The organism is Knoellia remsis, assembly GCF_003002895.1.
GTDB classification, from domain to species: domain Bacteria; phylum Actinomycetota; class Actinomycetes; order Actinomycetales; family Dermatophilaceae; genus Knoellia; species Knoellia remsis.
In genome coordinates this window covers 74,116-98,056 of the sequence record NZ_PVTI01000002.1, presented here as the reverse complement: position 1 = coordinate 98,056, position 23,941 = coordinate 74,116, and the positions used below count along the sequence as shown (strand labels likewise).

The window sequence follows — 23,941 nt, the reverse complement described above, 5'->3', positions numbered from 1 at the left end:
ATTGCGACTTCGCAGAGTTGCGAGCGCAGCGAGCAACTCTGCGAAGTCGCAATCAGTCGGGTGATGTTGGGTCAGACGGCGTCGGTGCCGCGCTCACCCGTCCGGACGCGCACGACCTCCTCCACGGGGACGGTCCAGATCTTCCCGTCGCCGATCCGGCCGGTCTGCGCGGACTTGAGGATGACGTCGGCGACGCTGCTCGCGTCGAGGTCGTCGACGAGCACTTCGAGCCGGATCTTCGGGACGAAGTCGACGGTGTACTCGGCGCCGCGGTAGACCTCGCTGTGCCCGCGCTGGCGGCCGTAGCCGGAGGCCTCGCTGACGGTCATGCCCGAGATGCCGTAGGCCTCGAGGGCCTCCTTCACGGCGTCGAGCTGGTGCGGCTTGATGATGGCGGTGATGAGCTTCATGCCTTGGCTCCTTCGGTGATCTCCTCGTGGTGGCGGGCGTCGTGGCCGAGCGCGGGGCTCGAGGTGACACCCAGTCGACCACCGCGCGAGACGAGGTCGTAGCCGGACTCCGCGTGCTCGGCCTGGTCGATGCCGGACACCTCGTCGTCCTCGGTGATGCGCCAGCCGATGGTGGCCTTGAGAGCGAGGGCGATGACCGCGGTGAGGACCCCGGAGAAGACGAGCGAGGCCAGGGCGATGACGACCTGGACGACCGTCTGCTGCACTCCGCCGCCGTAGAACAGGCCGCCCTCGGTGGCGAGCAGGCCCGCGCCGACGGTGCCCCAGAGGCCGGCGGTGAGGTGGACGCCGACGACGTCGAGGCTGTCGTCGTAGCCGAAGCGGAACTTCAGCCCGACCGCGAGCGCGGCGAGCGCACCGGCGACGGCGCCGAGGATGATCGAGCCGACCGGCGACAGGGCGCCACAGGCCGGGGTGATGGCGACGAGGCCGGCGACGACACCGGACGCGGCACCCACCGACGTCGCGTGGCCGTCGCGCAGCTTCTCGACGAGCAGCCAGCCGAGGATCGCGGCGCAGGTCGCGACGGTGGTGTTGACCCAGACGAGGCTCGACAGGCCGTCCGCGGCGAGCTCCGACCCGGCGTTGAAGCCGAACCAGCCGAACCACAGCAGGCCGGCGCCGAGCATGACGAGCGGGACGTTGTGCGGGCGCATCGCGGTCTTGCCGAAGCCGAGGCGCTTGCCGACGATGAGGGCGAGGACGAGACCGGCGATACCGGCGTTGATGTGGACGACCGTGCCGCCGGCGAAGTCGATCGGCAGGACGTTCGCGGCGCCGTCGGTGGCGCCGAACATCATGGCGGACAGGCCGTTCTCGGCACCGCTGAGCAGGCCGCCGCCCCACACCATGTGCGCGACGGGGAAGTACACGACGGTGACCCACATGGCCGTGAAGAGCAGCCAGGTCGAGAACTTCGCCCGGTCGGCGATGGCGCCGCTGATGAGCGCGACGGTGATGATCGCGAACGTCAGCTGGAACCCGACGAAGAGGATCTCGGGGATCCACACGTCGGCGCCGAAGATGTCGACGACGGGCAGGCCGCTCGCGTCGACGGTTGCCCCGGACGCGGCCTCACCGACGACGCCACGCAGGCCGAACTTCTCGAACGGGTTGCCGAACAGGCCCGCGATGTCGCCCCCTCCGAAGGACATCGAGTAGCCCCACAGCACGTAGATGACGCCGACGACGCCCATGGCGCCGAACGACATCATCATCATGTTGAGGACGGACTTGGCGCGCGTCATGCCGCCGTAGAAGAGCGCGAGGCCCGGCGTCATGAGCAGCACGAGCGAGGCGCAGATGAGGACGAAGGCCGTCGCCGAGGCGTCGACCACGGGCGGCTCTGCGGCCGCGAGCGGGATCAGGGTTGGGCTCATGACGAAGGAGTCTGGGAGCCGGCGGTTTCACCTGCCGCCGCGTCGTGTTACGTCCACGTTGCAGATCCCTCACCCGCGTCAACGTTGTGTTTCCCGCGCTCGCCTCCCGTCCCGAACTCACCCAATTGGACGGTTGGGGACAGGCGCGCCGGTATGCCGCCCGCTCGCCTCCCGTCCCGAACTCACCCAATTGGACGGTTGGGGACAGGTGCGAGACTGGGCGCATGGCAGCAGCAAACGGCCCCGTGCTCGTCTACGACGGCGACTGCGGCGTGTGCACCCGCCTCTCCCGCCTCACGACCACGAGAGTCCGGGCGCACGCCGGCGACTTCGCGGTGAGCGCCTACCAGGACGCCGACCTCGACGCGCTCGGCCTCACCCCCGAGCAGTGCGACGCCGCGCTCCAGTGGGTTGGCAGCGACGGTCGCATCAGCACTGGGCAGGACGCCGTCGCCCGCACGCTCCTCGCCGGCCGCCTCCCGTTCAAACCGATCGGAGCGGCCATCCTCGCCCCCGGCGTCAACGCACTCGCCGGTCTGGCCTACCGCTGGGTCGCCCGCAACCGTCACCGCCTGCCCGGCGGCACCCCGGCCTGCTCCCTCCCCGCGGCGCAGCGCCCCAGCTGACCACGGTCGGGAGCGGACGGCATACGACGGACCTCCGGGTCACTCCACGATCGCGTCGACGAAGGCCTCGGGGTCGAACGGTGCGAGGTCGTCCGGGCCCTCCCCCAGGCCGATGAGCTTGACCGGCACGCCCAGCTGGCGCTGCACCGCGACGACGATGCCACCCTTGGCGGTGCCGTCGAGCTTCGTGAGCACGATGCCGGTGATGCCGACGACCTCGGAGAAGACCTCGGCCTGACGCAGGCCGTTCTGTCCGGTCGTCGCGTCGAGCACGAGGAGGACCTCGTCGATGGGGCTCTGCTTCTCGATGACCCGCTTGACCTTGCCGAGCTCGTCCATGAGTCCGACCTTGTTGTGCAGGCGGCCGGCGGTGTCGACGATGACGACGTCGGCCTCGAGCTCGGAGGCGCCCTTGACGGCGTCGAACGCCACCGCGGCCGGGTCGGCGCCCTCGCGGTCGGAGCGGACGGTCGGCACACCGACCCGCTCACCCCAGGTCTGGAGCTGGTCGGCCGCCGCCGCACGGAAGGTGTCGGCCGCGCCGAGCACGATGTCCTTGTCCTCGGCGACGAGCACGCGGGCGAGCTTGCCGACGGTCGTCGTCTTGCCGGCGCCGTTGACGCCGACGACGAGGATCACCGCGGGGCGCCCGTCGACGCGCGACGACGCGATGGAGCGGTCCATGGTCGGGTCGACGAGCTCGAGCAGGTCCTCGCGCAGCCAGCCGCGCACGGTGGCCTCGTCGGCGCTGCCGTGCACCTTGACCTGGGTGCGCAGCTTCTCGACGAGCTCGGTGCTCGCTTCGACGCCGAGGTCGGCGGTGATGAGGGTGTCCTCGACCTCCTCCCACGCCTCCTCGTCGAGGTCGCCGCGCGAGAGCAGGGCGAGCAGGCCCTTGCCGAGGGCGGTGTTGGAACGGGCGAGCCGGGCACGCAGCCGCTGGAGCCGGGTCTGCGGCGCCTCAGGACGCTCGACCTCCGGGACCTCGACCGGCGGGAGCGTCTCCTCCTCGACCGCCGTGTCGTCGCGGGTGACCGTGTCGTCCGCGGGCCGCGGAAGCGTGTCGACCGACCCGTCCGCCTCGTCACGCCCTGCTCCGGGAGCCCCGGGGACCGACCGCGTCGGACGCTCACGCGGCAGGTCCTTGGTCGCTCCACCCCGCCCTCGCAGCAGCCCGGCGGCGAGTCCGCCGAGGACGACGAGGATGCCGACGGCGACGGCAACGTATTCCCAGAGAGTGTCGATGGCGCTCACTCCGCCATCTTCGCATCACCGGCCCGGTGCCGCCGAACCCGCGGGGCGAGGCCGGCCGCGAGAGCCAAGGCTGTCTCACAACGTCGATGACGGATAAGTGTTCACACACACTTATCCGTCATAGAGGTGACGAGAGAGGTATGCCGTCCGCGCACCGCCGCGCGCGCGTGCTGTCGACTCCCGGACGACGAACACGTGCGTGCGCACCGCACCCACACGACGTGGGCGGGTCGAGCCTCAGAAGATGCGGACCCGCTCGTCCTCGGGCACCCACATGCCGTCACCCTCGCGCACGTCGAACGCCTCGTGGAACTCGGTGAGGTTGCGAGCGGCGTTGGCGCGCAGGTCCATCGGCGAGTGCGGGTCGATGGCGAGCAGCCGTACCGCCTCGGCCTCGCGCGCGAGCCCGCACCACACCTGCGCCCACCCGTAGAAGAACCGCTGGTCGCCGGTCAGCCCGTCGATGACCGGCGCCTCGCCGCCCTCGTGCGAGATCCGGTATGCCGCGTGGCCGATCGTGAGCCCGCCGAGGTCGCCGATGTTCTCGCCGACCGTGAGCGCGCCGTTGACCTTGTGCCCCGGGGCGTCGCGCGACTCGAGCTCGTCGAACTGGGCGATGAGCCGCTGGGCGCGGCCATCGAAGTTCGCGCGGTCGCTGTCGGTCCACCAGTTGCGCAGGTTGCCCTCACCGTCGTACTGCGAGCCCTGGTCGTCGAAGCCATGCCCGATCTCGTGCCCGATGACGGCACCGATGCCGCCGTAGTTCACCGCGTCGTCGGCGTCGACGTCGAAGAACGGCGGCTGCAGGATCGCGGCCGGGAAGACGATCTCATTGAGGCCCGGGTTGTAGTAGGCGTTGACCGTCTGCGGCGTCATGAACCACTCGTCGCGGTCGACCGGCCCACCGAGCTTGGCGAGGTTGCGGTCGACCTCGAACGCCGTCGCCCGCGCGACGTTGCCGAGCAGGTCATCGGCCTCGACCTCGAGGGAGGAGTAGTCGCGCCACTTGTCCGGGTAGCCGATCTTCGGCGTGAACGCCTCGAGCTTGGCGAGCGCCTCACGACGCGTGTCCGCACCCATCCACTCGAGCGAGTCGAAGTCGCGGCGGAACGCCTCGACGAGGTTGTCGACGAGCTCGAGCATCCGCTCCTTGGCGTGCGGCGGGAAGTGCTTCTCGACATAGAGCTGCCCGACGGCCTCGCCGAGCGCGTCCTCGACGAGCGCGACGCCGCGCTTCCAGCGGTCCCGGATCTGCGGCACGCCCGAGAGGGTGCGGCCATAGAAGTCGAAGTTCTCGGCGACGACCGCATCACTGAGATAGGGCGCGAGTGCGTGCACGACCCGCCAGCGCAGCCAGTCGCGCCACGTCTCGATGTCCACCTCGGTCAGCGCCGCCGCCATCGACCGCAGGTGGTCCGGCTGCCGGGCGATGACCTGGTCGAACGCCCCCTCCGGCGCCTGCACACCGGCCAGATAGGCATCCCAGTCGACGTCCGGCGTGAGCTCCTCGAGCCCGGCCCGGTCGACGAGGGTGTACGTCTTCACGGCGTCGCGGTTCGCCACCTGGTCCCAGTGCGCCTTCGCGATCCGGGTCTCGAGGTCCACCACCCGCGCGGCCGCAGCGGCGGCCGCGTCACCGGCATACGCACCGCTCAGGGTGAGCATCCGCTCGACGTGACCGGGGTATGCCGCCCGGATGGCTTCGTGGGCGGCGTCGCGGTAGTACGCCTCGTCGGGGAGGCCGATGCCGGCCTGCTCGAGGTAGACGACGTAGCGGGACGAGTCGCGGTCGTCGGTGTTGACGATGGGATGAACGAGCCCGTCGACGCCGGCACGCAGGAGCTCACCGAGCACGGCCATGACGTCCGAGGACGTCTGCACGGCGTCGATGCGCTGCAGGAACGGCGCGAGCGGCGCAACCCCGAGCTGCTCGATGCGCTCAGCGTCCATGAACGAGCTGTAGAGGTCGCCGACCTTGCGGGCCACGGTGCCGGGCTGCGGATCGCCCTCTGCGACGGCGGTGATGATGTCGCGGACCTGGCTCTCGGCGTTCTCGCGCAGCTGGTCGAAGGTGCCGTAGCGGCCGCGGTCGGCCGGGATCTCGGTGCGGGCGACCCAGCCGCCGTTGACGTGCCCGAAGAGGTCGTCCTGCGGACGGATGGAGGGGTCGCCGGCGGAACGGTCGATGCCCGAGCGCATCAGGACCGCGCGCCCGCGTCGGCTGCGGCGCTCGTCTCGGGGTCGGGCTCGGCATCCGCACCGTCGTCCTCCGAGCGCTCACCACGCTCGAGCCGCTGGCGGGCGGCCTGCTGGCGCTCCTTGAGCGCGGTGACGACGTCCTCACCCTTGGGCGTGAGGATGTCCCGGCCATCGCGACGTGCCGGAACCGCGACGAGCGCGACGACGGCGAGGGCGAGTCCGACGCAGATGAGCATGCCGAGGATGAGCGCGACCATGCGACAAGGGTGGCCCAACCTCACGGCGTTGCCAAAACGACACCCCGCGGGTGAGACGCCGCAGCCATCGCGCCCACGTCACCGCGTAGGCTCGGCCGGGTGACCGCGACGACCCCTCACGAGGTGCCTGCGCGGCCCCGACGCAGACTCCCTGCATGGCTGGAGATCGTGCTCGCGGTCATTGTCGTCGGGCTGGTCCAGGCCTTCCTCGTCAAGCCGTTCGGGGTCCCGTCGCAGTCGATGGAGAACACCCTCCAGATCGGCGACCGCATCGTCGTCAACCGACTCGACTCGACCGTCGGGCGAGGCGACATCGTCGTCTTCTCCCACGGCGAGACCTGGCAGGAGCCCCAGCTCCCCGAGGCCGACAATGCTCTCGCCCGCGCGGCCCGCAAGGTCGGCGACCTCACCGGGATCGGCCCCTCGAACACGGCATACACGGTCAAGCGCGTGATCGGGACGCCCGGCGACACGGTCGCGTGCTGCGACGGCCAAGGTCGCGTGCTCGTGAACTCGAAGCCGCTCGACGAGCCCTACGTCCATGACGACCACGCGTTCCGCTCCCCCGAGCTCACCTGCGACACGACACCCAGGTCCTCGCGGTGCTTCCCCGAGATCCGGGTCCCGGAGGACCGGCTCCTCGTCATGGGCGATCACCGCTCCCAGTCGGCGGACTCGGTCGTCAACTGCCGCGGCGGCACCGAGGCCGGAGGGTGTGCCCGGTTCGTGCCGATGAACCGGATCGTCGGGCCGGTCGTGTTCCGGATCTGGCCGCTGGGGACGTTCGGCCGCATCACCGCCGGCTGACCTCACGTTTTGCTCCTGGGGAGCAAAACGCAAGGGTCCGGAGGGAAAGTTTCCCTCCGGACCCTTGCGCACCCGTCCGGTCGCTCGCGACCTTGGCGTATGCCGTCCGCCCACCTGGGTGAGGCCGCGCAGCCCCCGGGCTGAGTCAGGCGGACGCGGCGACGTCGCGGATGCGCTGCGACACGACGGTCGTGATGCCGTCGCCGCGCATGCTCACTCCGTAGAGGGCGTCGGCGATCTCCATCGTCTTCTTCTGGTGGGTGATGACGATGAGCTGGCTCGAGTCGCGCAACTCCTCGAAGAGGGTGATGAGCCGGCCGAGGTTGGTGTCGTCGAGCGCCGCCTCGACCTCGTCCATGATGTAGAACGGGCTCGGCCGCGCCTTGAAGATCGACACGAGCAGCGCCACGGCGACGAGCGAACGCTCACCACCGGAGAGCAGCGACAGCCGCTTGACCTTCTTGCCGGGCGGGCGGGCCTCGACCTCGATGCCGGTCGTGAGCATGTCGCTCGGGTCAGTGAGGACGAGCTGCCCGGACCCGCCGGGGAAGAGCCGCTGGAAGACGCGCTCGAACTGCTCGGCCGTGTCGTGGAACGCCTCGGTGAACACCTGCTCGACCCGCTCGTCGACCTCCTTGACGATGTCGAGCAGGTCGCGCTTGGACTTCTTGAGGTCCTCGAGCTGCTCGGTGAGGAACTTGTGCCGCTCCTCGAGCGCCGCGAACTCCTCGAGCGCGAGCGGGTTGACCCGGCCCAGCGCCGACAGCCCCCGCTCGGCCTTGCGCAGCCGCTTCTCCTGCTCGTCGCGCACGAACGCCGACGGCTCGGGGGTCTCACCCTCGTGGTCGGGGTCGGCGATGAACGGGATCGGCTGGTGCGGTCCGTAGTCCTCCATGAGCACGTCGGGGTCGATGCCGAGCTCCTCGACGGCCTTGGCCTGCAGCTGCTCGATGCGGGCGACCTGTCGGGCGCGGGCGACCTCGTCGCGGTGCGCGGTGTCGGTGAGCTCGCGCAGCTCGTCCTGGTGGGTGCCGAGCTCGGCGCGCAGCGCCTGGATCGCGGTGTCGCGCTCGGCCCGTCCGCGCTCGGCCTCGTCGCGCAGGCGTGCCGCGCGTTCCAGCGCGGTAGCCATCTTTTCTGTGGCGTATGCCGCCGCGCGGCTCACTGCGTCGGCGATCGTCGCCTCCCGGCGGCGCCGCTCCTGGCGCTGGCGGAGGCGTTCGCGGGCCTGCAGCTCGTTGCGGGCGGCGCCCTCGAGGGAGTCGGCGCGGCCCTTGAGGGCGCGGGCGCGCTCCTCGCGGGTGCGCAGGGTGAGGCGCAGCTCGGTCTCGGCGGTCCGAGCGCGGCTCGCGGCGAGCTCGAGGGCGTCGCGCTCGTCGGTCGACGGCTCGTCGGCGTCGCCGTCGTCGGTGGCGCTGGCCTCCTCGAGCCGCTGCTCAAGCGCGGCGAGCTCGGTGCGGTCGGACTCGAGCGCCGCTTCGGCGTCGGCGATGGTGCGTTCGGTGCGCTCGATCTCGGCGCGGGCGGTACGCATCGTCGACTGGTGCGACCCGAGCTCCTCGGCGACGGCGGCCATGCGGGCGTCGCTGTCGTGCAACGCATCCAGCGCCGCCTCGACCCGCTCGCGCGCAGTCGCGGCCTTCTCGCGCTCGGCCGCGAGCGCGAACCGGGACTGCTCGCCGCGCTGGGTCGCGGCCTCGGCGCCGGCGCGGGCCTCGTCGAGGGCGGACTGCAGCTCGAGCAGCGACTCGCCGCTGCTCGACCCGCCGCGCACCCATCCGGGCGCGAAGACGTCGCCGTCGGCGGTCACCGCGGTGATGCCTTCGCCTCGGGCGACGAGGGCCAAAGCGTGTTCGGCGTTCGGGACGAGAGCGACCCGGTCGAGGAACTGCTCGACCGCGGGCAGCACGTCGGCGGGCGCGTCGACGACATCCCGGGCCCAGACGGCCGAGCCGTCGAGGGCCGGCCACGACGAGCGGTCCGACGGTGCGGCGGTGTCGCCGACGAGGAGCGTCGCCTGTCCCCCGTCGTCGTCGCGCAGGGCCCCGACGGCGCGGGCGGCCTGGGCGGCGGTGCCCACCGCGAGCGCCTCGGACGCCCAGCCGAGCGCGGCCGCGACGGCGCCCTCGTGACCGCCACTCACCTGGAGCAGCGAGGCGACGGTGCCGCGGATGCCGAAGTCGTCGCCGGAGGCGGAGCCGGAGCCGTCGGAGCCGCTGGCCTCGACGCCGGACTCGCCGGCCGACTCGGACGCCGCGAGCAGCGCAGCGGCACCGTCCTTGCGGCGCAGACTCAGCTCGAGGGCGTCGACGCGGGCGGCGGCGGACGCGCGGTCGCGCTCGGCCTCGCGCTCGGCCTGCTCGAGCTCGGTGATGCGGGCCTCGACTTCGGCGAGCGCGGCGGCCTCGGTCTCGTAGGCGGTGTCGAGACCCTCCTCGCCCTCCTCGTCATTCGCGATGGTGCCCTCGAGCCGGGAGAACTCGCGCTCGGCCTCGGCGGCGCGGGCTGCCGATGCTGCGATCACTCCCTGCAGGCGCCCGATCTCGGCCTCGCCCGCCTCGATGCGGCTGCGGCGGGCGCCGACCTGGCCGGCGAGCTTCGCGAGCCCCTCGCGACGGTCGGCAGCAGCGCGAGCCAGACGCGACAAGCGATCCTGCTCCGCGGCATACGCACGCTCCGCCTCCTCGCGGGAGGCGACCGCGGCGGCGAGCTCCTCGGCGGCGGTGCTCACCTCGGCGAGGAGCTTCTGCTCGGCCTCGCGGGCCTGAGCCGCCTGGGCGCGCAGCTCCTCGGGGTCGCGGCCGGTTGTCGTCTCGTCCTCGTCGTCCTGGCTGAGCAGGCGGACCCGCTCACGCGCGACGGATGCGGTCGACTCGAGCCGGTCGCGCAGGGACTGCAGCGTGACGAAGCGCTCCTGCGAGCGCCCCAGCTCGGGGGCGGCGTCGGTGGCCTGGCGCTCGACCTCGGCGATCCGGGCGCGCAGCGACTCGAGGGCGTTCTCGACGGTCGTGCGGCGCTCGATGAGGGCCGTCTCGTCGGCGACCTCCTGCTCGAGGGTCGAGGTGAGCTGGACGAGGTCGTCGGCGAGGATGCGCAGCCGGGCGTCGCGGGCCTCGGCCTGGATGACGGCAGCCTTGCGCGCCGCCTCGGCCTGGCGCCCGAGCGGGCCGAGCTGACGGCGGATCTCGCTGGTGAGGTCGTGGACGCGGGTGAGGTTGGCCTCCATCGCGTCGAGCTTGCGGAGCGCCTTCTCCTTGCGCTTGCGGTGCTTGAGGACGCCGGCGGCCTCCTCGATGAAGCCGCGACGCTCCTCGGGTGTCGCGCGCAGGACGGTGTCGAGCTGACCCTGCCCGACGATGACGTGCATCTCGCGGCCGATCCCGCTGTCGGACAACAGCTCCTGGATGTCGAGGAGCCGGCTCGGGGTGCCGTTGATGGCGTACTCGGAGCCGCCGTTGCGGAACATCGTCCGGGTGATCGTCACCTCGGTGTAGTCGATCGGCAGGGCGCCGTCGGTGTTGTCGATGGTGAGGCTGACCTCGGCGCGACCCAGCGGCGGGCGCCCGGCGGTGCCGGCGAAGATGACGTCCTCCATCTTGCCGCCGCGCAGGCTCTTGGCGCCCTGCTCGCCCATGACCCACGCGAGGGCGTCGACGACGTTGGACTTGCCGGAGCCGTTGGGGCCGACGATGCACGTGATGCCCGGCTCGAGGCGCATCGACGTGGCCGAGGCGAAGGACTTGAAGCCCTTGAGGGTCAGGCTCTTGACGTACACGCGGTGGCTCTCGGTGCTCGGGGACGGCGGGCTGCACGGGGTGCAGGTCGAGCGCTCACTGTACCGGCGGGGTCAGGGCGCTCTCGGGACGCGACGGGCGCCCGGTGATGCCTGTGACGCGTGTGGTTCCTGCGACTCCTGAGACCTGCCCTCTTTCCCGCCTGATCACGGAACCGGGGTGTTCGTGGCGGAACTGTTCCGCCACGAACACCGCGCTGCCGCCACGAAGTTCCAGGCGCCCGCCGGCCGTCACGCCGCCCGGTCGCGCAGGGCCCGTCGCACCTTCGCCGACGCTCGACCCGAGACCTCCAGATCGGCCCACGTCACTCTCACGAAGATCTTGCCCTCGGCACGCATGTCGTCTTCGCGTCGCTTCTCGCGCCACAGCACCTCGGGGTCGCCGTCGGCGTACTTGACCTTGCCGTCGATCTCGACCAGTACGTCTGTGCCCTCCACGCCGAAGTCCGCGCGTCCGATCATCGATCCGTCCCGCCTCCGGACGACGACCTGTGAGACGACCCGTATGCCGTGCGTCAGGAACTCAACGCGTGCGCGGCTTTCTGCCACGGACTCGCACTGCGGGTCGACGAACGTCAGCATCGCGCGGGGTCGGCTCGACCGTGGCCAGTGTTCGACGGATGCGACGGCCGCCGTCAGCTCGTCCACCGTGACCAACTTCCGGTGCAGGGCCGCATCGGCAGAGACCACGCCCTGCACGATGCCGTGGTCGACCGCGAGCTGGACGAGGGCGTCGGCGAGGGGAACCGTTGGGCCCCAAGGGGATTCCACCGTGCGCCCCATTTCTCGCGGCCGCACGCGGAACGGTTTGGTCCCGACCCTACGAGCGGTCTCCCGTGCGATGGCCGGCCGGTCGAGCGGGCACCCCCAGACCGGCAGATCGTGCGCCAGGACGGCAGTGACACCGGTCAGTGCGGCGTTCTCGTAGATGAGGTGCGCGCCCGTCGCGAGGTGACCGTGCCAGACGGCCGGGTCGGTGTCGACAAGGTGCGCCACGGCATACAGACCGCGCGCCGGATGCAACAACAGTCGGCAAGCGACCGCGGCGGTGAGCCCCTTGCGGTCCAGCCCGACGCCACGAGCCTGCGACGTCGTGAACATGCCGCGTTGCGTCGCGGCGATGGCGAGGAGGTTGTCGTCGAGCTTCATGGGACCGACCTTCAGTCCGTCGGATGACGCATCGCCACCCCATGCTCGGGATCTGTGGACAACCGCCGCCGGGAGTCGTGCCCTGTGGACAAGCGACGTGTGCGCCCGGGCCGGGGGTTCGTGGCGGAAGCGGGGTGTTCGGGGCGGAACGGTTCCGACACGAACACCCCGGTCCCGTGATCAGGCGGGAAAGGGGGAAGGCGAGCAGGAGACGCCGTCAGGTGCCGGCGATGCGCTCGTGGTGGTGGATGACCTCGGCGATGACGAAGTTGATGAACTTCTCCGCGAACTCCGGGTCCAGCCCGCTCTCGTCCGCGAGGGCGCGCAACCGCGCGACCTGCCGCTCCTCGCGCGCGGGGTCCGCGGGCGGCATACCCATCTCCGCCTTGAGCTCGCCCACGCGCTGGGTGCACTTGAAGCGCTCGGCGAGCAGGTGCACGAGGGCCGCGTCGATGTTGTCGATGCTCGACCGCAGCCGGGCCAGCTCGGGTGGGACCTCGCTCATGGGCCCCATCGTAGGAACGTCACCGGCGGGCCCGGTCCGGTGTCCCACGAGCCGGTATGCCGTCCGCGCGCCCTCACGCGCACCCTCACCTCTCGACGAAGCCGGTGAGGTCCGGGCGGGGCTCGCTCTCGACGGGCGTCGACGCCGACGTGACCTCCCCCGGGCGGTGCATCGTCGACGGCTGCTCGGACAGCAGCTCGACGAGTCGCGCCACGGCACCGCGCGGACCCTGGGCGACGACCTCGACGCGCCCGTCGTCGGTGTTGCGGGCATGGCCGGAGAGACCGAGCTCGAGAGCGCGCGCCCGCGTCCACCAGCGGAAGCCCACACCCTGGACCCGCCCGCGCACCGACATCGTCACGCGCGTGGGGCGCAGTCCGTCACCGGTCGGGTCGAGGCTGTTCTCCATAAGCCCCGATCGTAGGTCGCGGGTCGGACCTCCGCGCGCCTCCCCGGGGCTGTCAGTGGCGGTCCATAACCTGACAGCATGAGCGTGGAGACGCCGGCGGGACGGGCCGCAGCGGGCGCAGCCGCAGCGGATGCAGCCGCAGCGGATGCAGCCGCAGCGGATGCAGCCGCAGAGGACGCAGGCGCGGCCGATGCAGGTGTGGGCACACCTGCCGCGCTCGACGGCCACCGCTCGCTCGTCGATGCCGACAGTGGCGGCCACCCGGAACGGGAGCGTGGCCGCCTTCCCGGCCTCGACGGCCTGCGGGCCGCGGCGATCATCGCCGTCCTGCTCTTCCACCTCGACCCGCGGTGGCTGCCGGGAGGCTTCCTCGGCGTCGACGTCTTCTTCGTCATCTCCGGCTTCCTCATCACCACGCTGCTCGTGCGTGAGCACCGCCGCGAGGGCCGCGTCGACCTGCGCGGGTTCTGGACGCGGCGCGCCCGCCGGCTCCTCCCCGCCCTCCTCGTCCTCGTGCCGACCGTGGCCCTCATCGCCCGGCTCGTCGAGGCCGACCTGCTCGTCGGGATCCGCCGGCAGGCCCTCGGCGCGCTGACCTTCACGAGCAACTGGCTCGAGATCGCGGCCGGGTCCGACTACTTCCAGAGCACGTCACCGCAGCTGCTCATGAACCTGTGGTCGCTGGCGGTCGAGGAGCAGTTCTACCTCGTGTGGCCGCTCGTCGCGCTTGCGCTGCTGCGGTTCGCGCCGTCGGCGCGGGCGCGTGCGCTCGTCGCCGTCACACTGGCCGTCGGCTCGGCGGTGCTCATGGCGGTGCGCTTCGACCCGGCCGAGGGTGCGACGCGCGTCTACTACGGCACCGACACCCACCTCATGGGGCTCATGCTCGGCGCCGCGCTGGCCTTCGCGTGGGCGGCGCCGCACCGTGCCTGGACGTCGACCGGGCGGTGGGAGCGAGTCCGCCGTCCCGTGCTCGCCGTCGCCGGGCTCGTCCTCGTCGCGCTCGTCGCCCTCCTCGACGAGTCGACGCCGTTCACCTTCCGCGGCGGCATCCTGCTCGCCTCGCTCGCCACGGCCATCCTCGTCCTCGGCGTCGTCGACCGCCCCTCTCCCCTGCGCTCGGTCCTCGACGCGCCCGTCCTGCGCTGGATCGGCCAGCGCTCCTACGGCCTCTATCTCTGGCACTGGCCGGTCATCCTCATCATCGAGGCCGACCTCGCGTGGGCGCAGCGCGGTGACGACGGTTACCTCTGGTCCCGGCTGTGGGCCGTGCTCGTCACCGTGGCCATCGCCGACCTCTCCTTCCGCTTCGTCGAGACGCCCGTCCGTCAGCACGGCTTCCGGAGCGCGGCGCAGCGTGGGCTGCGGCGGTTACGGTATGCCGGTACGCGCACCGCGCGCGCCACCTGGGCGGCGGTCACCGTCCTCACGATCGCCCTCGCCGTCGTCCTGGCCACGGCGCCGGGCCGAACCCGCGTGCAGGAGCTGCTCGAGGCCAACGCCGCTGATGCAGCCCCGACACCGGCCGCATCCGCGAGCCCGTCAGGGGCGGCGCCGGCGCCGTCGGCCAGCGCGTCAAACGCCCCGTCGGCGGCGGTGACACAGGACTGGACCATGCCCACGGGCGCCGAGATCGACGCCTACGGCGACTCGATGATGGTCGGCAGCCTGCAGGCCCTGCGCTACTACTTCCCCGGCATCCGCATCGACGCGAAGTCCAACCGCCAGTGGTCCCAGGGCCTCGCCGCCGTGACCGAGCGTGGCGACGACAACCGTCGCGCCGTCGTTCTCGCCCTCGGCACGAACGCGGGCGTCGACGTCGGGCGCGCCCGCCAGACCCTCGACGCACTCGGGCCGGACCGGATGGTCGTCCTCGTGACGCTGCACGGGCGGATGAGCCGCATCGCCGACGACAACGCCGCCCTGCGCGAGCTCGCCCGGGGCCGGGGCAACGTGGCGCTCGCCGACTGGGATGCCGCCGTCGAGGGAACCGAGGGCCAGCTGCAGTCCGACGGGCTGCACCCCTCCCTCGTCGGCGCCCACCTCTACGCCAAGACGATCCGGCAGGCGTTCGCGGACCTGAGCGAACGGCATACCAAGAAGCAGGTCACCCTCAAGGACCTCCCGCTCCCGAAGTGACGTGCGCGCCGCGGATGCGCGCTCCGGTCGCTCTGCGCCACGGGAAGAGCGGCCGGGCGCTCAACGCCGCGGGGTGAGCGGGCCGGTGGCTCAGCGGCGTGGGCGCGGCTGGCAGCGCGGGCACGAGAACGATGAGCGGTTCATGAACTGCTCGCGTCGCATCGGCGTGCCGCACCGGTCGCACGGCTCCCCTTCACGGCCGTACGCATGCAGTGAGCGGTCGAAGTAGCCGCTCGCGCCGTTGACGTTGACGTAGAGCGCGTCGAAGCTCGTCCCGCCCTGCGCGAGAGCCGCGCTCATGACCTCCCGCGCATGGTCGAGGACCCGCGAGATCACCGGCTTGGTCAGCCTGCTCCCGAGCCGCTCGCCGTGGACACCCGCACGCCACAGGGCCTCGTCGGCATAGATGTTGCCGATCCCGGAGACGACGCCCTGGTGGAGCAGCTGGCGCTTGATCGCGCTGTCGCTGGCCTTGATGCGCCGCACGACCGCCGCTTGGTCGAAGGAGTCCTCGAACGGGTCGGGCGCGATGTGCCGGATCTGGTGCGGCACGCCGTCGTCGTCGAGGTCGTCGAGGGCGAAACCGCCGAAGGTGCGCTGGTCGACGAAGCGCAGCTCGGGGTCGCCGTCGGCGAAGGTCAGCCGGGCGTGCAGGTGCTTCTCATCCGGGGCGTCCGAGGGTTCGACGAGCAGCTGACCGCTCATGCCGAGGTGGACGATGAGGCCGGCGGCGGCAGCACCGGTTGCGGGCTCGGCGAGAACGAGCCAGAGATACTTGCCGCGACGGCGGGCCTGCGCGACGGTCAGGCCGGTGATGCGGTCGGCGAGGTCGACCGGGCCGGGGACGTGCCGGCGGGCCACGCGTGCACCGAGGAACGTCGCGCCGGTGATGGTCCGGCCGACGACGTGGTCGGCGAGGCCGCGGCGGACGACCTCGACCTCGGGCAGCTCGGGCACGGCGTCACCTCGCGTCTCGTCGGGTCGGTCCGGTGGGACAGTCGAGCGTCGGTCAGTCGGCGTCCGGCAGCGGGGCCGTCGAGGCCCCGTCACCGTGGCGGTCGCTGAGGGTCTTCCAGGCCTCGGCCGCGGCCTTCTGCTCGGCGTCCTTCTTCGTGCGGCCGACCCCGGCACCGTGAGGGACGCCGTCGACGAGGACCCGGGCCTCGAAGGTCTTGGCGTGCTCGGGGCCGTCGTCGGCGATGACGTACTCGACGGGGCCCACGCCGTGCAGGGCGCAGATCTCCTGCAGGCTGGTCTTCCAGTCCAGGCCGGCGCCGAGGGTGGCGGAGTGGGCCATGAGCGGGTCGAGCAGGTGGTGCACGAGCGCGGTCGCGGCCGTCATGCCGGCGCTCGAGAAGGTCGCGCCGATGACGGCTTCGACGGTGTCGGCGAGGATCGAGTCCTTGTCCCGACCGCCCGTGGACTCCTCACCGCGGCCGAGGTGGAGGTAGTCCCCCAGGCCGAGGGTCCGACCGACCTCGGCAAGCGCCCGCATGTTGACGACGGCGGCGCGCAGCTTGGCGAGCTGACCCTCGGAGAGGTCCGGGTGGGTCGTGTAGAGCGTGTCCGTCACGACGAGCCCGAGGACGGCGTCACCGAGGAACTCGAGACGTTCGTTGTGCGGCAGTCCGCCGCTCTCGTACGCGAACGAGCGGTGGGTCAGGGCACGCAGGAGCAGCGCCTCGTCGACGGCTCCACCGGTGACCTCGAGGAGGTGCTGGTGGAGCTCGGCGACAGGGCGCCTGGGGGTCAGCGACCCCGCCCCGGTGGAGCCCCTCCCCATGGCGGGGTGGGTCAGCCCTGGTGCTCGGTGCGCTCGGCGACGCCGTAGTGGCGGCCGTTGTACGTCCCGCACGACGGGCACGCGACGTGCGGCTGCGTCGGGGCCTTGCACTGGGGGCACGTGGTCAGGGTGACCGGCGTCGCCTTCCAGTTGGCGCGGCGCGAGCGGGTGTTGGAGCGCGACGTCTTCCGCTTCGGAACAGCCACGTCAGGTCCTCTCTGAGTTCTGCGGTGTGGACGGGTCGGACGCGAGGTCCTTCAGGGCCGCCCACCTGGGGTCGATCTGCTCGTGTGCGTGTCCGGGGTCGTCCGCGAGGTGCGCTCCACAGACGGAACACAACCCGGGACAGTCGGGACGGCATACGGGCTGGAACGGCAGCTGGGGAACCACCGCATCCCGGAGCACCGGCTCGAGGTCGATCAGACCGTCCTCGATCCTGTACTCCTCGGCTGCATCCTCGTCCCCCACCTCTTCGCGGTGGGCTCCCCGATCGGCGTAGGCGAACAGCTCCTGGAACCGAGCGTCCACGTCGTGGCTGATCGGGTCCAGGCACCGCACGCAGGCGCCGGTCGCCGTGCCTCGCACCGAACCGGTGACCAGGACGCCCTCGACGACGGACTCGAGCCGCACGTCGACGAAGAGGGGCTCCCCTTCGGCGACCTGCAGCACCTCCGTGCCGAAACCGGCTGGTGCCTCGACCTCGCGGGTGAGCTCCGCCATCGAACCGGGTCGCCGGCCCACCTCCTTGGTGTCGAGCACCAGAGGGGAACGGGGATCGAGACGAGTCATTGCCCTTGCCGTACGAAGTCGAGTGGTTCGGCCCGTCGTCACGGCAGACGCAGACCGAGGAGCAACGGTACCGGAGCGTGTGGTCGCTTCCCAAATGCGGTCGGTATGCCGGCCCATGCAGAGCATGGGACCCGCGCTCCCCTGCCGGGGTGGCTGCCGCTGCGGCTGCCGGTCAGGCGCCGGTCAGCCCTCGGCCAGCTTCTCCGTGAGGGCGCGCAGGACGTCGTCGGGGACGAGCCCGGTGACGTCGCCGCCGAACTTCGCGACCTCCTTCACGAGCGAGCTCGACACGTGCTCGAACTCGGGAGCGCCCGGGAGGAACACGGTCTCGACGCCGGTGAGGTGGCGGTTCATCAGCGCCATCGGCAGCTCGTAGGCGAAGTCGGTGCCGCCGCGCAGGCCCTTGACGATGACGTCGGCCTCGACGTCGCGGCACACGTCGACGAGCAACCGTCCGGCGAAGGGCTCGACCCGCACCCGCTCGCGCACTTCGGGCGCGAGGGCGTTCTCGATGAACGCGATCCGCTCGTCGACGGTGAACGTGCCCTGCTTGGCGGGGTTGTGCAGGACCGCGACGACGACCTCGTCGTAGAGCGCGGCGGCACGCTCGATGACGTCGAGGTGCCCGACGGTGACGGGGTCGTAGGACCCGGGGCACACGGCTCGCCTGATCTGCTCGCTCACGCTCGCCACCCTAGGGGACGACGGCGAAGGCTCGCCGACGACGAGGTATGCCGGCCGCACTGCGCGCGGCCGGCATACCTCTCACGGGTCGTCACCGTGTTCGACCCGGATCGGGTCAGGACTTCTTGGCCTTCTCCTTGGAGGCCTCCTCGACCTCCTTGGCCTCCTCCTTGGCGTCGGCCTTGATGTCGTCGGCCTTCTCGCGGGCGTCCTCGGAGGCGATGACGCCCTCCTTCTCGGCCTTCTTGAGCAGCGATCGCACCTGGTCGAGGCTGCCGGCGCCCTCCTCGAGGAGCTGGTTGCGCCGGGTGGCGAAGGCGACGCCGAGCTCGTCGCGCCGTTCCTGGGACACGTCGACACGGGCCGGCGCGAGGATCGTCTGCTCCTCCTCGTTGTCGTGGTGGTTCACCGCGGTGGCGAGCTCTTCGAGGGCGGAGTCGTACTTGTCGGTGTCGGTGCCCTTGGCCTCGAGGAACGCCTCGAGGGCCTCGAGGATCTCGGCGTGCTCCTCCTCGCCGTGCTCCTCCTCGTGCTCGCCGATGGCGCGGCTCTTGCGCAGCTCCGGGTAGACCTCGTCCTCCTCGGCCTCGGCGTGCGCGACGAGGATCGCGGACAGCGCCTCGCGGGCAGCGGCGCGGTCGACGTCGGGGCGGCGGCACTCGCGCAGCAGGTCTTCGAAGGTGCGGTGGTCGTCGAGGATGAGCTCGACGACGTCACCGGAGGTGGGGCGGGGGATCTCGTAGTCGCTCATGTGGGTCATTTTGGCTGATCAGGGCTGGTTTCGCGCACTCAGGTCGACCTCACTTCCGGAGGACCCCGTTCCGATCGCGTGACCCGCCGACACACCCTCGCGAAACGTCGATGACCGATAAGTACTCATACGTACCCATCAGTCATCGACGTGACGCGACCACCATCCGACCCGGGCGTGTCAGGTCGAGGCAGCACGGTCGGGCCGCGCGTCCGGAACCCAGCGGGCCCACCAGATGACCGTGTCGCCGTGCGCCTTGCGGCGTTCGGGTTCGAGCCCATCGGGCCACGCCGGCTCGGGCGACCGCTTGGAGCGTTCGACGAGGACGAGGGCGTCGTCTGCGAGCCAGCCGCGGTCGGCGAGCGTCGCGAGGTCGGTCGCCAGCGCGTCCTCGGGCAGGTCGTAGGGCGGGTCGAGCAGGACGAGGTCGTATGCCGTCCGCGCGCCTCCCAGCGCACCCGAACTGCGTTCTCGCGCAGGCGTGCCCGCACCCCCGAGCGCGGCAGACACGGTCGTCGCGAGGACCGTGGCGCGCAGCCCGAGGGCGGCGGCGTTGGTGCGGATGAGGGCCGCCGCCGACCGGTCGTGCTCGACCAGCGTCACCTCGCTCGCCCCGCGACTGGCGGCCTCGAGACCGAGGGCGCCCGAGCCGGCATACAGGTCGAGGACGCGCGCCCCGGCGACCGCGTCGCGGGCGTCGAGCGCGGAGAAGAGTGCCTCGCGGACGCGGTCGCTCGTCGGCCTCGTGCCGCGTCCGCCGGGGGTCTTGAGGGCACGGCCGCCCGCCGTGCCGGCGATGATCCGGGTCACCTCAGCCTCGTTCCAGGTAGGCCGCCTGCTCGGCGTCGAGGCGGTCGCGCACGAGGCCGGCGAGGGCGGGGTGGTCGGCGAGCTCGGGGTCGGCCTCGACGAGCGCGAAGGCGTCCTCGCGGGCGTCCTCGATGAGCTGTTCGTCGTCGAGGACGTGGAGGAACTGCAGCTGGCTGCGACCGCCGTGCTGGGCCGCGCCGAGGATGTCGCCCTCGCGGCGTTGGGTGAGGTCGACCCGGGCGAGCTCGAACCCGTCGGTCGTGCCGGCCACCGCGTCGAGGCGTTCGTGCGGCTCGATGCCGTCGCCATGGTGGACGAGCAGGCAGAGCCCGGGCAGGCCACCTCGCCCGACGCGGCCGCGCAGCTGGTGCAGCTGGGAGACGCCGAACCGGTCGGCGTCCATGACGACCATGACGCTCGCGTTCGGCACATCGACGCCGACCTCGATGACGGTCGTCGAGACGAGAACGTCGATGCTGCCGTCGGCGAAGTCGCGCATCACCGCCTCCTTCTCCTCGGCCGGGAGGCGGCCATGGAGCACGCCGATGGTCAGCCCGGCGAGGGCAGGGTTCTGCGCGAGCTGCGCGTGCACGGCATACACCGAAGCGAGCGGTCGCACCGCTCCCCCACCCTCGTCGCCGCCAGCCTCGTCGGCGTCGCCATCGCTGTCCGCGCCCGACGACGCGGCGAAGATCTCGGCGTCCTCGTCCGGTTCGTCGTCCTCGCCGATGCGCGGGCACACGACATAGGCCTGCCGACCGAGCGATACCTCCTCGGCCACGCGCTCCCACGTCCGCTGCATCCAGCCGGGCTTGTCCTCGGGCACGACGTGGGTCGTGATCGGCGCGCGTCCCGCCGGCAGCTCGCGCAGGGTCGAGGTCTCCATGTCGCCGAAGACCGTCATCGCGACGGTGCGCGGGATCGGGGTCGCCGTCATGACCAGCACGTGCGGCGGCCGGGCAGCCTTGCCGCGCAACGCATCTCGCTGTTCGACGCCGAAGCGGTGCTGCTCGTCGACGACGACGAGGGCGAGGTCCTGGAAGCTCACGTGCTCCTGGATGAGGGCATGGGTGCCGATGACGATGCCGGCGTCACCGCTCGCGATGTCGAGCAACGCCTTGCGGCGGGCCGCCGTCGGCATGCTGCCGGTGAGCAGGGCGACGCGCGTGCCGATCTCGCTGCCGCCGAGCATGCCGCCCTCGGCGAGGTCGCCGAGGAGTGCGGTGATGGAGCGATGGTGTTGTGCGGCAAGGACTTCCGTCGGTGCGAGCAGCGCAGCCTGCCCTCCGGCGTCGACGGCGGCGAGCATCGCCCGCAGCGCGACGACGGTCTTGCCGGAGCCGACCTCACCTTGGAGCAGCCGGTGCATCGGCACCTCGCGCGCCATCTCGGCCGCAATCGTCGCGCCGACCTCACGCTGCCCGGCAGTCAGCTCGAAGGGCAGGCGCGCGTCGAACGCGTCGAGCAACCCACCGGGCCGCGGCGTTCGGGCATGGGTGGACTCGGCCGCCTGACGGGCCCGGCGCTGGGCGAGGGCGACCTGCAGAACGAACGCCTCCTCATACGACATCCGGCGACGCGCGGCCTTGACCTCCGGCCATGAGTCGGGCGTGTGGATACCGCGCAGCGCCGCCGTGCGACCCATGAGATCGCGGCGGTCCAGCACCGTATCGGGCAGCGGCTCCTCGGTCTCGTCGAGCAGGTCGAGGACCATCCGGACGCACTCGGTGACGGTCCAGGTGTGCAGGTTGCCGACCTGCTTGTAGACCGGGATGAGTCCGCGCCGCTCGCCGCGGTCGAAGTCGCTGAGCAGCGAGTAGCCGGGGTGCGCGAGCTGGAACTTGTTGCCGTAGCGCGACACCTGCCCGGCGAAGAGCGCCTGGGTTCCGGGGACGAGCTTGCCCTCGTGGCCGTGGGCGTTGAAGAACGTCACCTCGAGGTCGGTGGTCCCGTCGGTGATGACGGCCTGCAGCATCCGTCCGCGGCGGGACTTCATCGAGCGCGTCGATGCGGACTTCACCTCGGCGACGGCGACGAGGTAGGACCCGACTCGGGCGTCGGCGAGGTTGCTCTGCGGGTTCTGGTAGCGCCGCGGCCAGTACGCGAGGAGGTCGCCCACGGTCTCGATCCCGCGGGAGTCCTTGAACTTCTTGGCCTCGCGCTTGGCGAGGACCTTCGTCAGCGGCGTGCTCTCGGCATACATGGCTCGTCCGCTCCCCTACTCGACACCGATGAGCAGCGGGTAGACCTGCTGGCCGCCGTCGATGCGCACGACCTCGACCTCGAAGTGCTCCTTGGCGAGACGTTCGGCCACGCCGTCCACGAGCCCAGGGCTCGCGTCGGCGCCGGAGACGATCGTGACGAGCTCTCCGCCACCGGAGAGCAGTCGGCGCAGCACCTCGTCGGCCGCCGTCGCGAGGTCGTCGCCGACGAACGCGACGTCGCCGCCGACCACTCCGAGGACGTCGCCGGGCGTCACCGGGCCGGCCCACGTGAGCACCTCGCGGGACGCAATCGTCACGGCGCCGTGCCGCGTGGCACCAGCGGCACTCGTCATGGCAATCGCGTTCTCCCGCAACCCCTTTGCCGGGTCGACGACAGCCAGCGCCGCGAGGCCCTGGACCGCGGCGCGGGCCGGCACGATGGCCGTCGTGAGGCCGTCCTCCTCGGCGGCGCGGCAGGCGACCTCGGCCGCCATGAGGGTGTCCCTGTCGTTGGGCAGCACGACGACGGATGTCGCGCCGGTCCCGCGGATCGCCTCGAGCAGCTGCCCGGCGGACGCACGCGCGCCGGGTGCGCTCGGCACGACCACGGCGCCCGCGTCGCTGAGCACCTCGGCCATCCCCGGCCCGGCCGCGCAGGCGACGACGGCGAACCGTTGCGGCTCCCTCGCGGCGATCTGGGTTGCGAAGTGGGTGACCTTGATGCGGTGCGGTCGTCCCGCGTCGATGCCGGCCTCGATCGCCGCGCCGATGTCATCGACGTGGACGTGGACGTTCCACAGGTCGGGACCGCCGACGACGAGGAGCGAGTCGCCGAGCCCGTCGAGCGCTGTCGTGAGCGCGCCGACGCGGGCGTCGTCGCTGTCGTCGAGGAGGTACATGACCTCGTATGCCGGTCCGTCGCCTCCCGCTGCGGCCGCCAGGTGGTCGTCGTCGAGGGGGTCACCGGCGCGGGTGCTGCCGGTACCGACGTGCCACCCCGCACGCGGCGCGAGCTGGTCGGCGGCCCGGCCGATGATGCCCTCGGCCTCGGACCAGTCGCCGGTGAGGACGCGATGCAGGGACTCGAGCATGAGCACCGCCCCGGCACCGCCGGCGTCGACCACTCCGGCGCGGGCGAGGGTGTCGAGCTGGTCTGGGGTGCGTTCGAGCGCCTCGGCTGCCGCGGTCGCGGCCGCCTCCGCCACGTCCGCCGCCGCGCCCCCGTCGGCCGCGCGGCGAGTGGCCGCCTGTGCCGCGGCGTCGGCGACGCTGAGGATCGTGCCCTCCTGCGGATGCGCCACGCTGGCCCGCGCGAGCGCGGCACCCCGCTCCATGGCTCGCGCGAGAGCCGGCCCGTCGACCTCGGTGAGGTTCTCGTCGAGGACGACCGCGGTCATACCGCTGACGAGCTGGCTCACGATGACCCCGGAGTTGCCGCGGGCCGACATGAGGAGGGCCCGCGCCAAGGTGCGGGCCTCCTCGACCAGGCTCGCCGTCCCGAGGATGCCCTCGGCGGCGTGCACCCGGCGCACCTCGCTCAGGGCGGCGTCCATCGTGAGGTAGAGGTTGGTGCCGGTGTCACCGTCCGGGACCGGGAAGACGTTGAGCTCGTCGATCTCGGTGCGTCGGGCCGCGAACGCCGCACGCGTCAGCGCCGCCCACTGGCGGGCTCCGTCGGCGTCGAGGGTTTCGGGCACGTCGGCAGGCTATCTGCCCACGCCGACCGGGCCGTGACCATCCCGCGCGACGTGCGGTCCGCCGATTTCGTGAGAGGGTCACCGGCCTGCTAATGTCTCCGCTCGCGCGCCATTAGCTCAATTGGCAGAGCAGCTGACTCTTAATCAGCGGGTTCGGGGTTCGAGTCCCTGATGGCGCACCACCGAGACCCCCGTCCGCCACTGCGGACGGGGCCTCGTCGTCTTCGGGCCGCCCC

Annotated in this window: 21 protein-coding genes and 1 tRNA gene; 4 read left to right on the top strand and 18 right to left on the bottom strand. The window is 71.8% G+C overall.

What is annotated here, in order from left to right:
• Positions 1–71: 71 nt before the first annotated feature.
• Positions 72–410: a P-II family nitrogen regulator gene (locus BCF74_RS01765; protein ID WP_106296247.1), complete on the bottom strand. Its 339-nt coding sequence runs from the start codon at positions 408–410 to the stop codon at positions 72–74.
• Positions 407–1,849: an ammonium transporter gene (locus tag BCF74_RS01760; RefSeq protein ID WP_106296246.1), complete on the bottom strand. Its 1,443-nt coding sequence runs from the start codon at positions 1,847–1,849 to the stop codon at positions 407–409. The genes BCF74_RS01765 and BCF74_RS01760 overlap by 4 nt, the downstream gene beginning before the upstream one ends.
• Before the next feature lie 224 nt (positions 1,850–2,073).
• Between BCF74_RS01760 and BCF74_RS01755 the strand changes: the two genes are divergently transcribed.
• Complete coding sequence (locus BCF74_RS01755; protein ID WP_106296245.1) at positions 2,074–2,475, top strand: thiol-disulfide oxidoreductase DCC family protein; 402 nt, start codon at positions 2,074–2,076, stop codon at positions 2,473–2,475.
• Positions 2,476–2,514: 39 nt separating this feature from the next.
• On the opposite strand, the gene ftsY is transcribed toward BCF74_RS01755, so the two are convergent.
• From ftsY to BCF74_RS01740, 3 genes are all read right to left on the bottom strand, one after another.
• Complete coding sequence (ftsY, locus tag BCF74_RS01750) at positions 2,515–3,729, bottom strand: signal recognition particle-docking protein FtsY (RefSeq protein ID WP_106296244.1); 1,215 nt, start codon at positions 3,727–3,729, stop codon at positions 2,515–2,517.
• A 237-nt stretch (positions 3,730–3,966) separates the two neighbouring features.
• Positions 3,967–5,928: a M13 family metallopeptidase gene (locus BCF74_RS01745; RefSeq protein ID WP_106296243.1), complete on the bottom strand. Its 1,962-nt coding sequence runs from the start codon at positions 5,926–5,928 to the stop codon at positions 3,967–3,969.
• A complete protein-coding gene (locus BCF74_RS01740; RefSeq protein ID WP_245889155.1) occupies positions 5,928–6,185 on the bottom strand; it encodes a hypothetical protein in 258 nt (85 codons plus the stop codon). Before BCF74_RS01740 ends, BCF74_RS01745 begins: the two co-directional genes overlap by 1 nt.
• A 99-nt stretch (positions 6,186–6,284) precedes the next feature.
• Between BCF74_RS01740 and lepB the strand changes: the two genes are divergently transcribed.
• Positions 6,285–6,992 (top strand): signal peptidase I, encoded by a 708-nt coding sequence (gene lepB / locus BCF74_RS01735; RefSeq protein ID WP_245889154.1) that lies wholly within the window; start codon positions 6,285–6,287, stop codon positions 6,990–6,992.
• Between the two features lie 145 nt (positions 6,993–7,137).
• Here the strand turns inward: lepB and smc are convergent, their stop codons facing one another.
• From smc to BCF74_RS01715, 4 genes are all read right to left on the bottom strand, one after another.
• The gene (gene smc, locus BCF74_RS01730; protein WP_106296242.1) at positions 7,138–10,767 is read right to left on the bottom strand and encodes a chromosome segregation protein SMC; all 3,630 of its coding nucleotides are present in this window, start codon (positions 10,765–10,767) and stop codon (positions 7,138–7,140) included.
• A gap of 249 nt (positions 10,768–11,016) precedes the next feature.
• Positions 11,017–11,934 carry a type IV toxin-antitoxin system AbiEi family antitoxin domain-containing protein gene (locus BCF74_RS01725; RefSeq protein ID WP_106296241.1) on the bottom strand — a complete coding sequence of 306 codons (918 nt, stop codon included), beginning with the start codon at positions 11,932–11,934 and terminating at the stop codon, positions 11,017–11,019.
• A gap of 217 nt (positions 11,935–12,151) precedes the next feature.
• Positions 12,152–12,439: a chorismate mutase gene (locus tag BCF74_RS01720; RefSeq protein ID WP_106296240.1), complete on the bottom strand. Its 288-nt coding sequence runs from the start codon at positions 12,437–12,439 to the stop codon at positions 12,152–12,154.
• Between the two features lie 85 nt (positions 12,440–12,524).
• Positions 12,525–12,848 (bottom strand): acylphosphatase, encoded by a 324-nt coding sequence (locus tag BCF74_RS01715; RefSeq protein ID WP_106296239.1) that lies wholly within the window; start codon positions 12,846–12,848, stop codon positions 12,525–12,527.
• A gap of 78 nt (positions 12,849–12,926) precedes the next feature.
• On the opposite strand from BCF74_RS01715, the gene BCF74_RS01710 reads away from it, so the two are divergent.
• A complete protein-coding gene (locus tag BCF74_RS01710; protein ID WP_106296238.1) occupies positions 12,927–14,987 on the top strand; it encodes an acyltransferase family protein in 2,061 nt (686 codons plus the stop codon).
• Between the two features lie 90 nt (positions 14,988–15,077).
• Here BCF74_RS01710 and mutM read toward each other — a convergent pair whose 3' ends face one another.
• The 9 genes from mutM to BCF74_RS01665 form a co-directional block, all read right to left on the bottom strand.
• The gene (gene mutM, locus BCF74_RS01705) at positions 15,078–15,944 is read right to left on the bottom strand and encodes a bifunctional DNA-formamidopyrimidine glycosylase/DNA-(apurinic or apyrimidinic site) lyase (protein WP_106296237.1); all 867 of its coding nucleotides are present in this window, start codon (positions 15,942–15,944) and stop codon (positions 15,078–15,080) included.
• A 52-nt stretch (positions 15,945–15,996) separates the two neighbouring features.
• Positions 15,997–16,770, bottom strand: coding sequence for a ribonuclease III (gene rnc, locus BCF74_RS01700; RefSeq protein ID WP_106296236.1), 774 nt, complete (start codon positions 16,768–16,770; stop codon positions 15,997–15,999).
• A gap of 11 nt (positions 16,771–16,781) precedes the next feature.
• Positions 16,782–16,976: a 50S ribosomal protein L32 gene (rpmF, locus tag BCF74_RS01695; protein ID WP_106296235.1), complete on the bottom strand. Its 195-nt coding sequence runs from the start codon at positions 16,974–16,976 to the stop codon at positions 16,782–16,784.
• A gap of 1 nt (position 16,977) precedes the next feature.
• Positions 16,978–17,559: a YceD family protein gene (locus tag BCF74_RS01690; protein WP_106296234.1), complete on the bottom strand. Its 582-nt coding sequence runs from the start codon at positions 17,557–17,559 to the stop codon at positions 16,978–16,980.
• Between the two features lie 183 nt (positions 17,560–17,742).
• Positions 17,743–18,243 (bottom strand): pantetheine-phosphate adenylyltransferase, encoded by a 501-nt coding sequence (gene coaD / locus BCF74_RS01685; RefSeq protein WP_106296233.1) that lies wholly within the window; start codon positions 18,241–18,243, stop codon positions 17,743–17,745.
• A 115-nt stretch (positions 18,244–18,358) separates the two neighbouring features.
• On the bottom strand, positions 18,359–18,994 hold the full coding sequence (locus tag BCF74_RS01680) for a hemerythrin domain-containing protein (RefSeq protein ID WP_106296232.1): 636 nt from the start codon (positions 18,992–18,994) through the stop codon (positions 18,359–18,361).
• Positions 18,995–19,174: 180 nt separating this feature from the next.
• On the bottom strand, positions 19,175–19,804 hold the full coding sequence (rsmD, locus tag BCF74_RS01675) for a 16S rRNA (guanine(966)-N(2))-methyltransferase RsmD (protein ID WP_170070090.1): 630 nt from the start codon (positions 19,802–19,804) through the stop codon (positions 19,175–19,177).
• Between the two features lies 1 nt (position 19,805).
• Positions 19,806–22,007, bottom strand: coding sequence for an ATP-dependent DNA helicase RecG (locus BCF74_RS01670; RefSeq protein ID WP_106296230.1), 2,202 nt, complete (start codon positions 22,005–22,007; stop codon positions 19,806–19,808).
• Positions 22,008–22,022: 15 nt separating this feature from the next.
• On the bottom strand, positions 22,023–23,705 hold the full coding sequence (locus BCF74_RS01665; RefSeq protein WP_106296229.1) for a DAK2 domain-containing protein: 1,683 nt from the start codon (positions 23,703–23,705) through the stop codon (positions 22,023–22,025).
• A gap of 106 nt (positions 23,706–23,811) precedes the next feature.
• On the opposite strand from BCF74_RS01665, the gene BCF74_RS01660 reads away from it, so the two are divergent.
• Positions 23,812–23,887: transfer RNA gene (locus BCF74_RS01660), tRNA-Lys, on the top strand.
• Positions 23,888–23,941 lie beyond the last annotated feature (54 nt).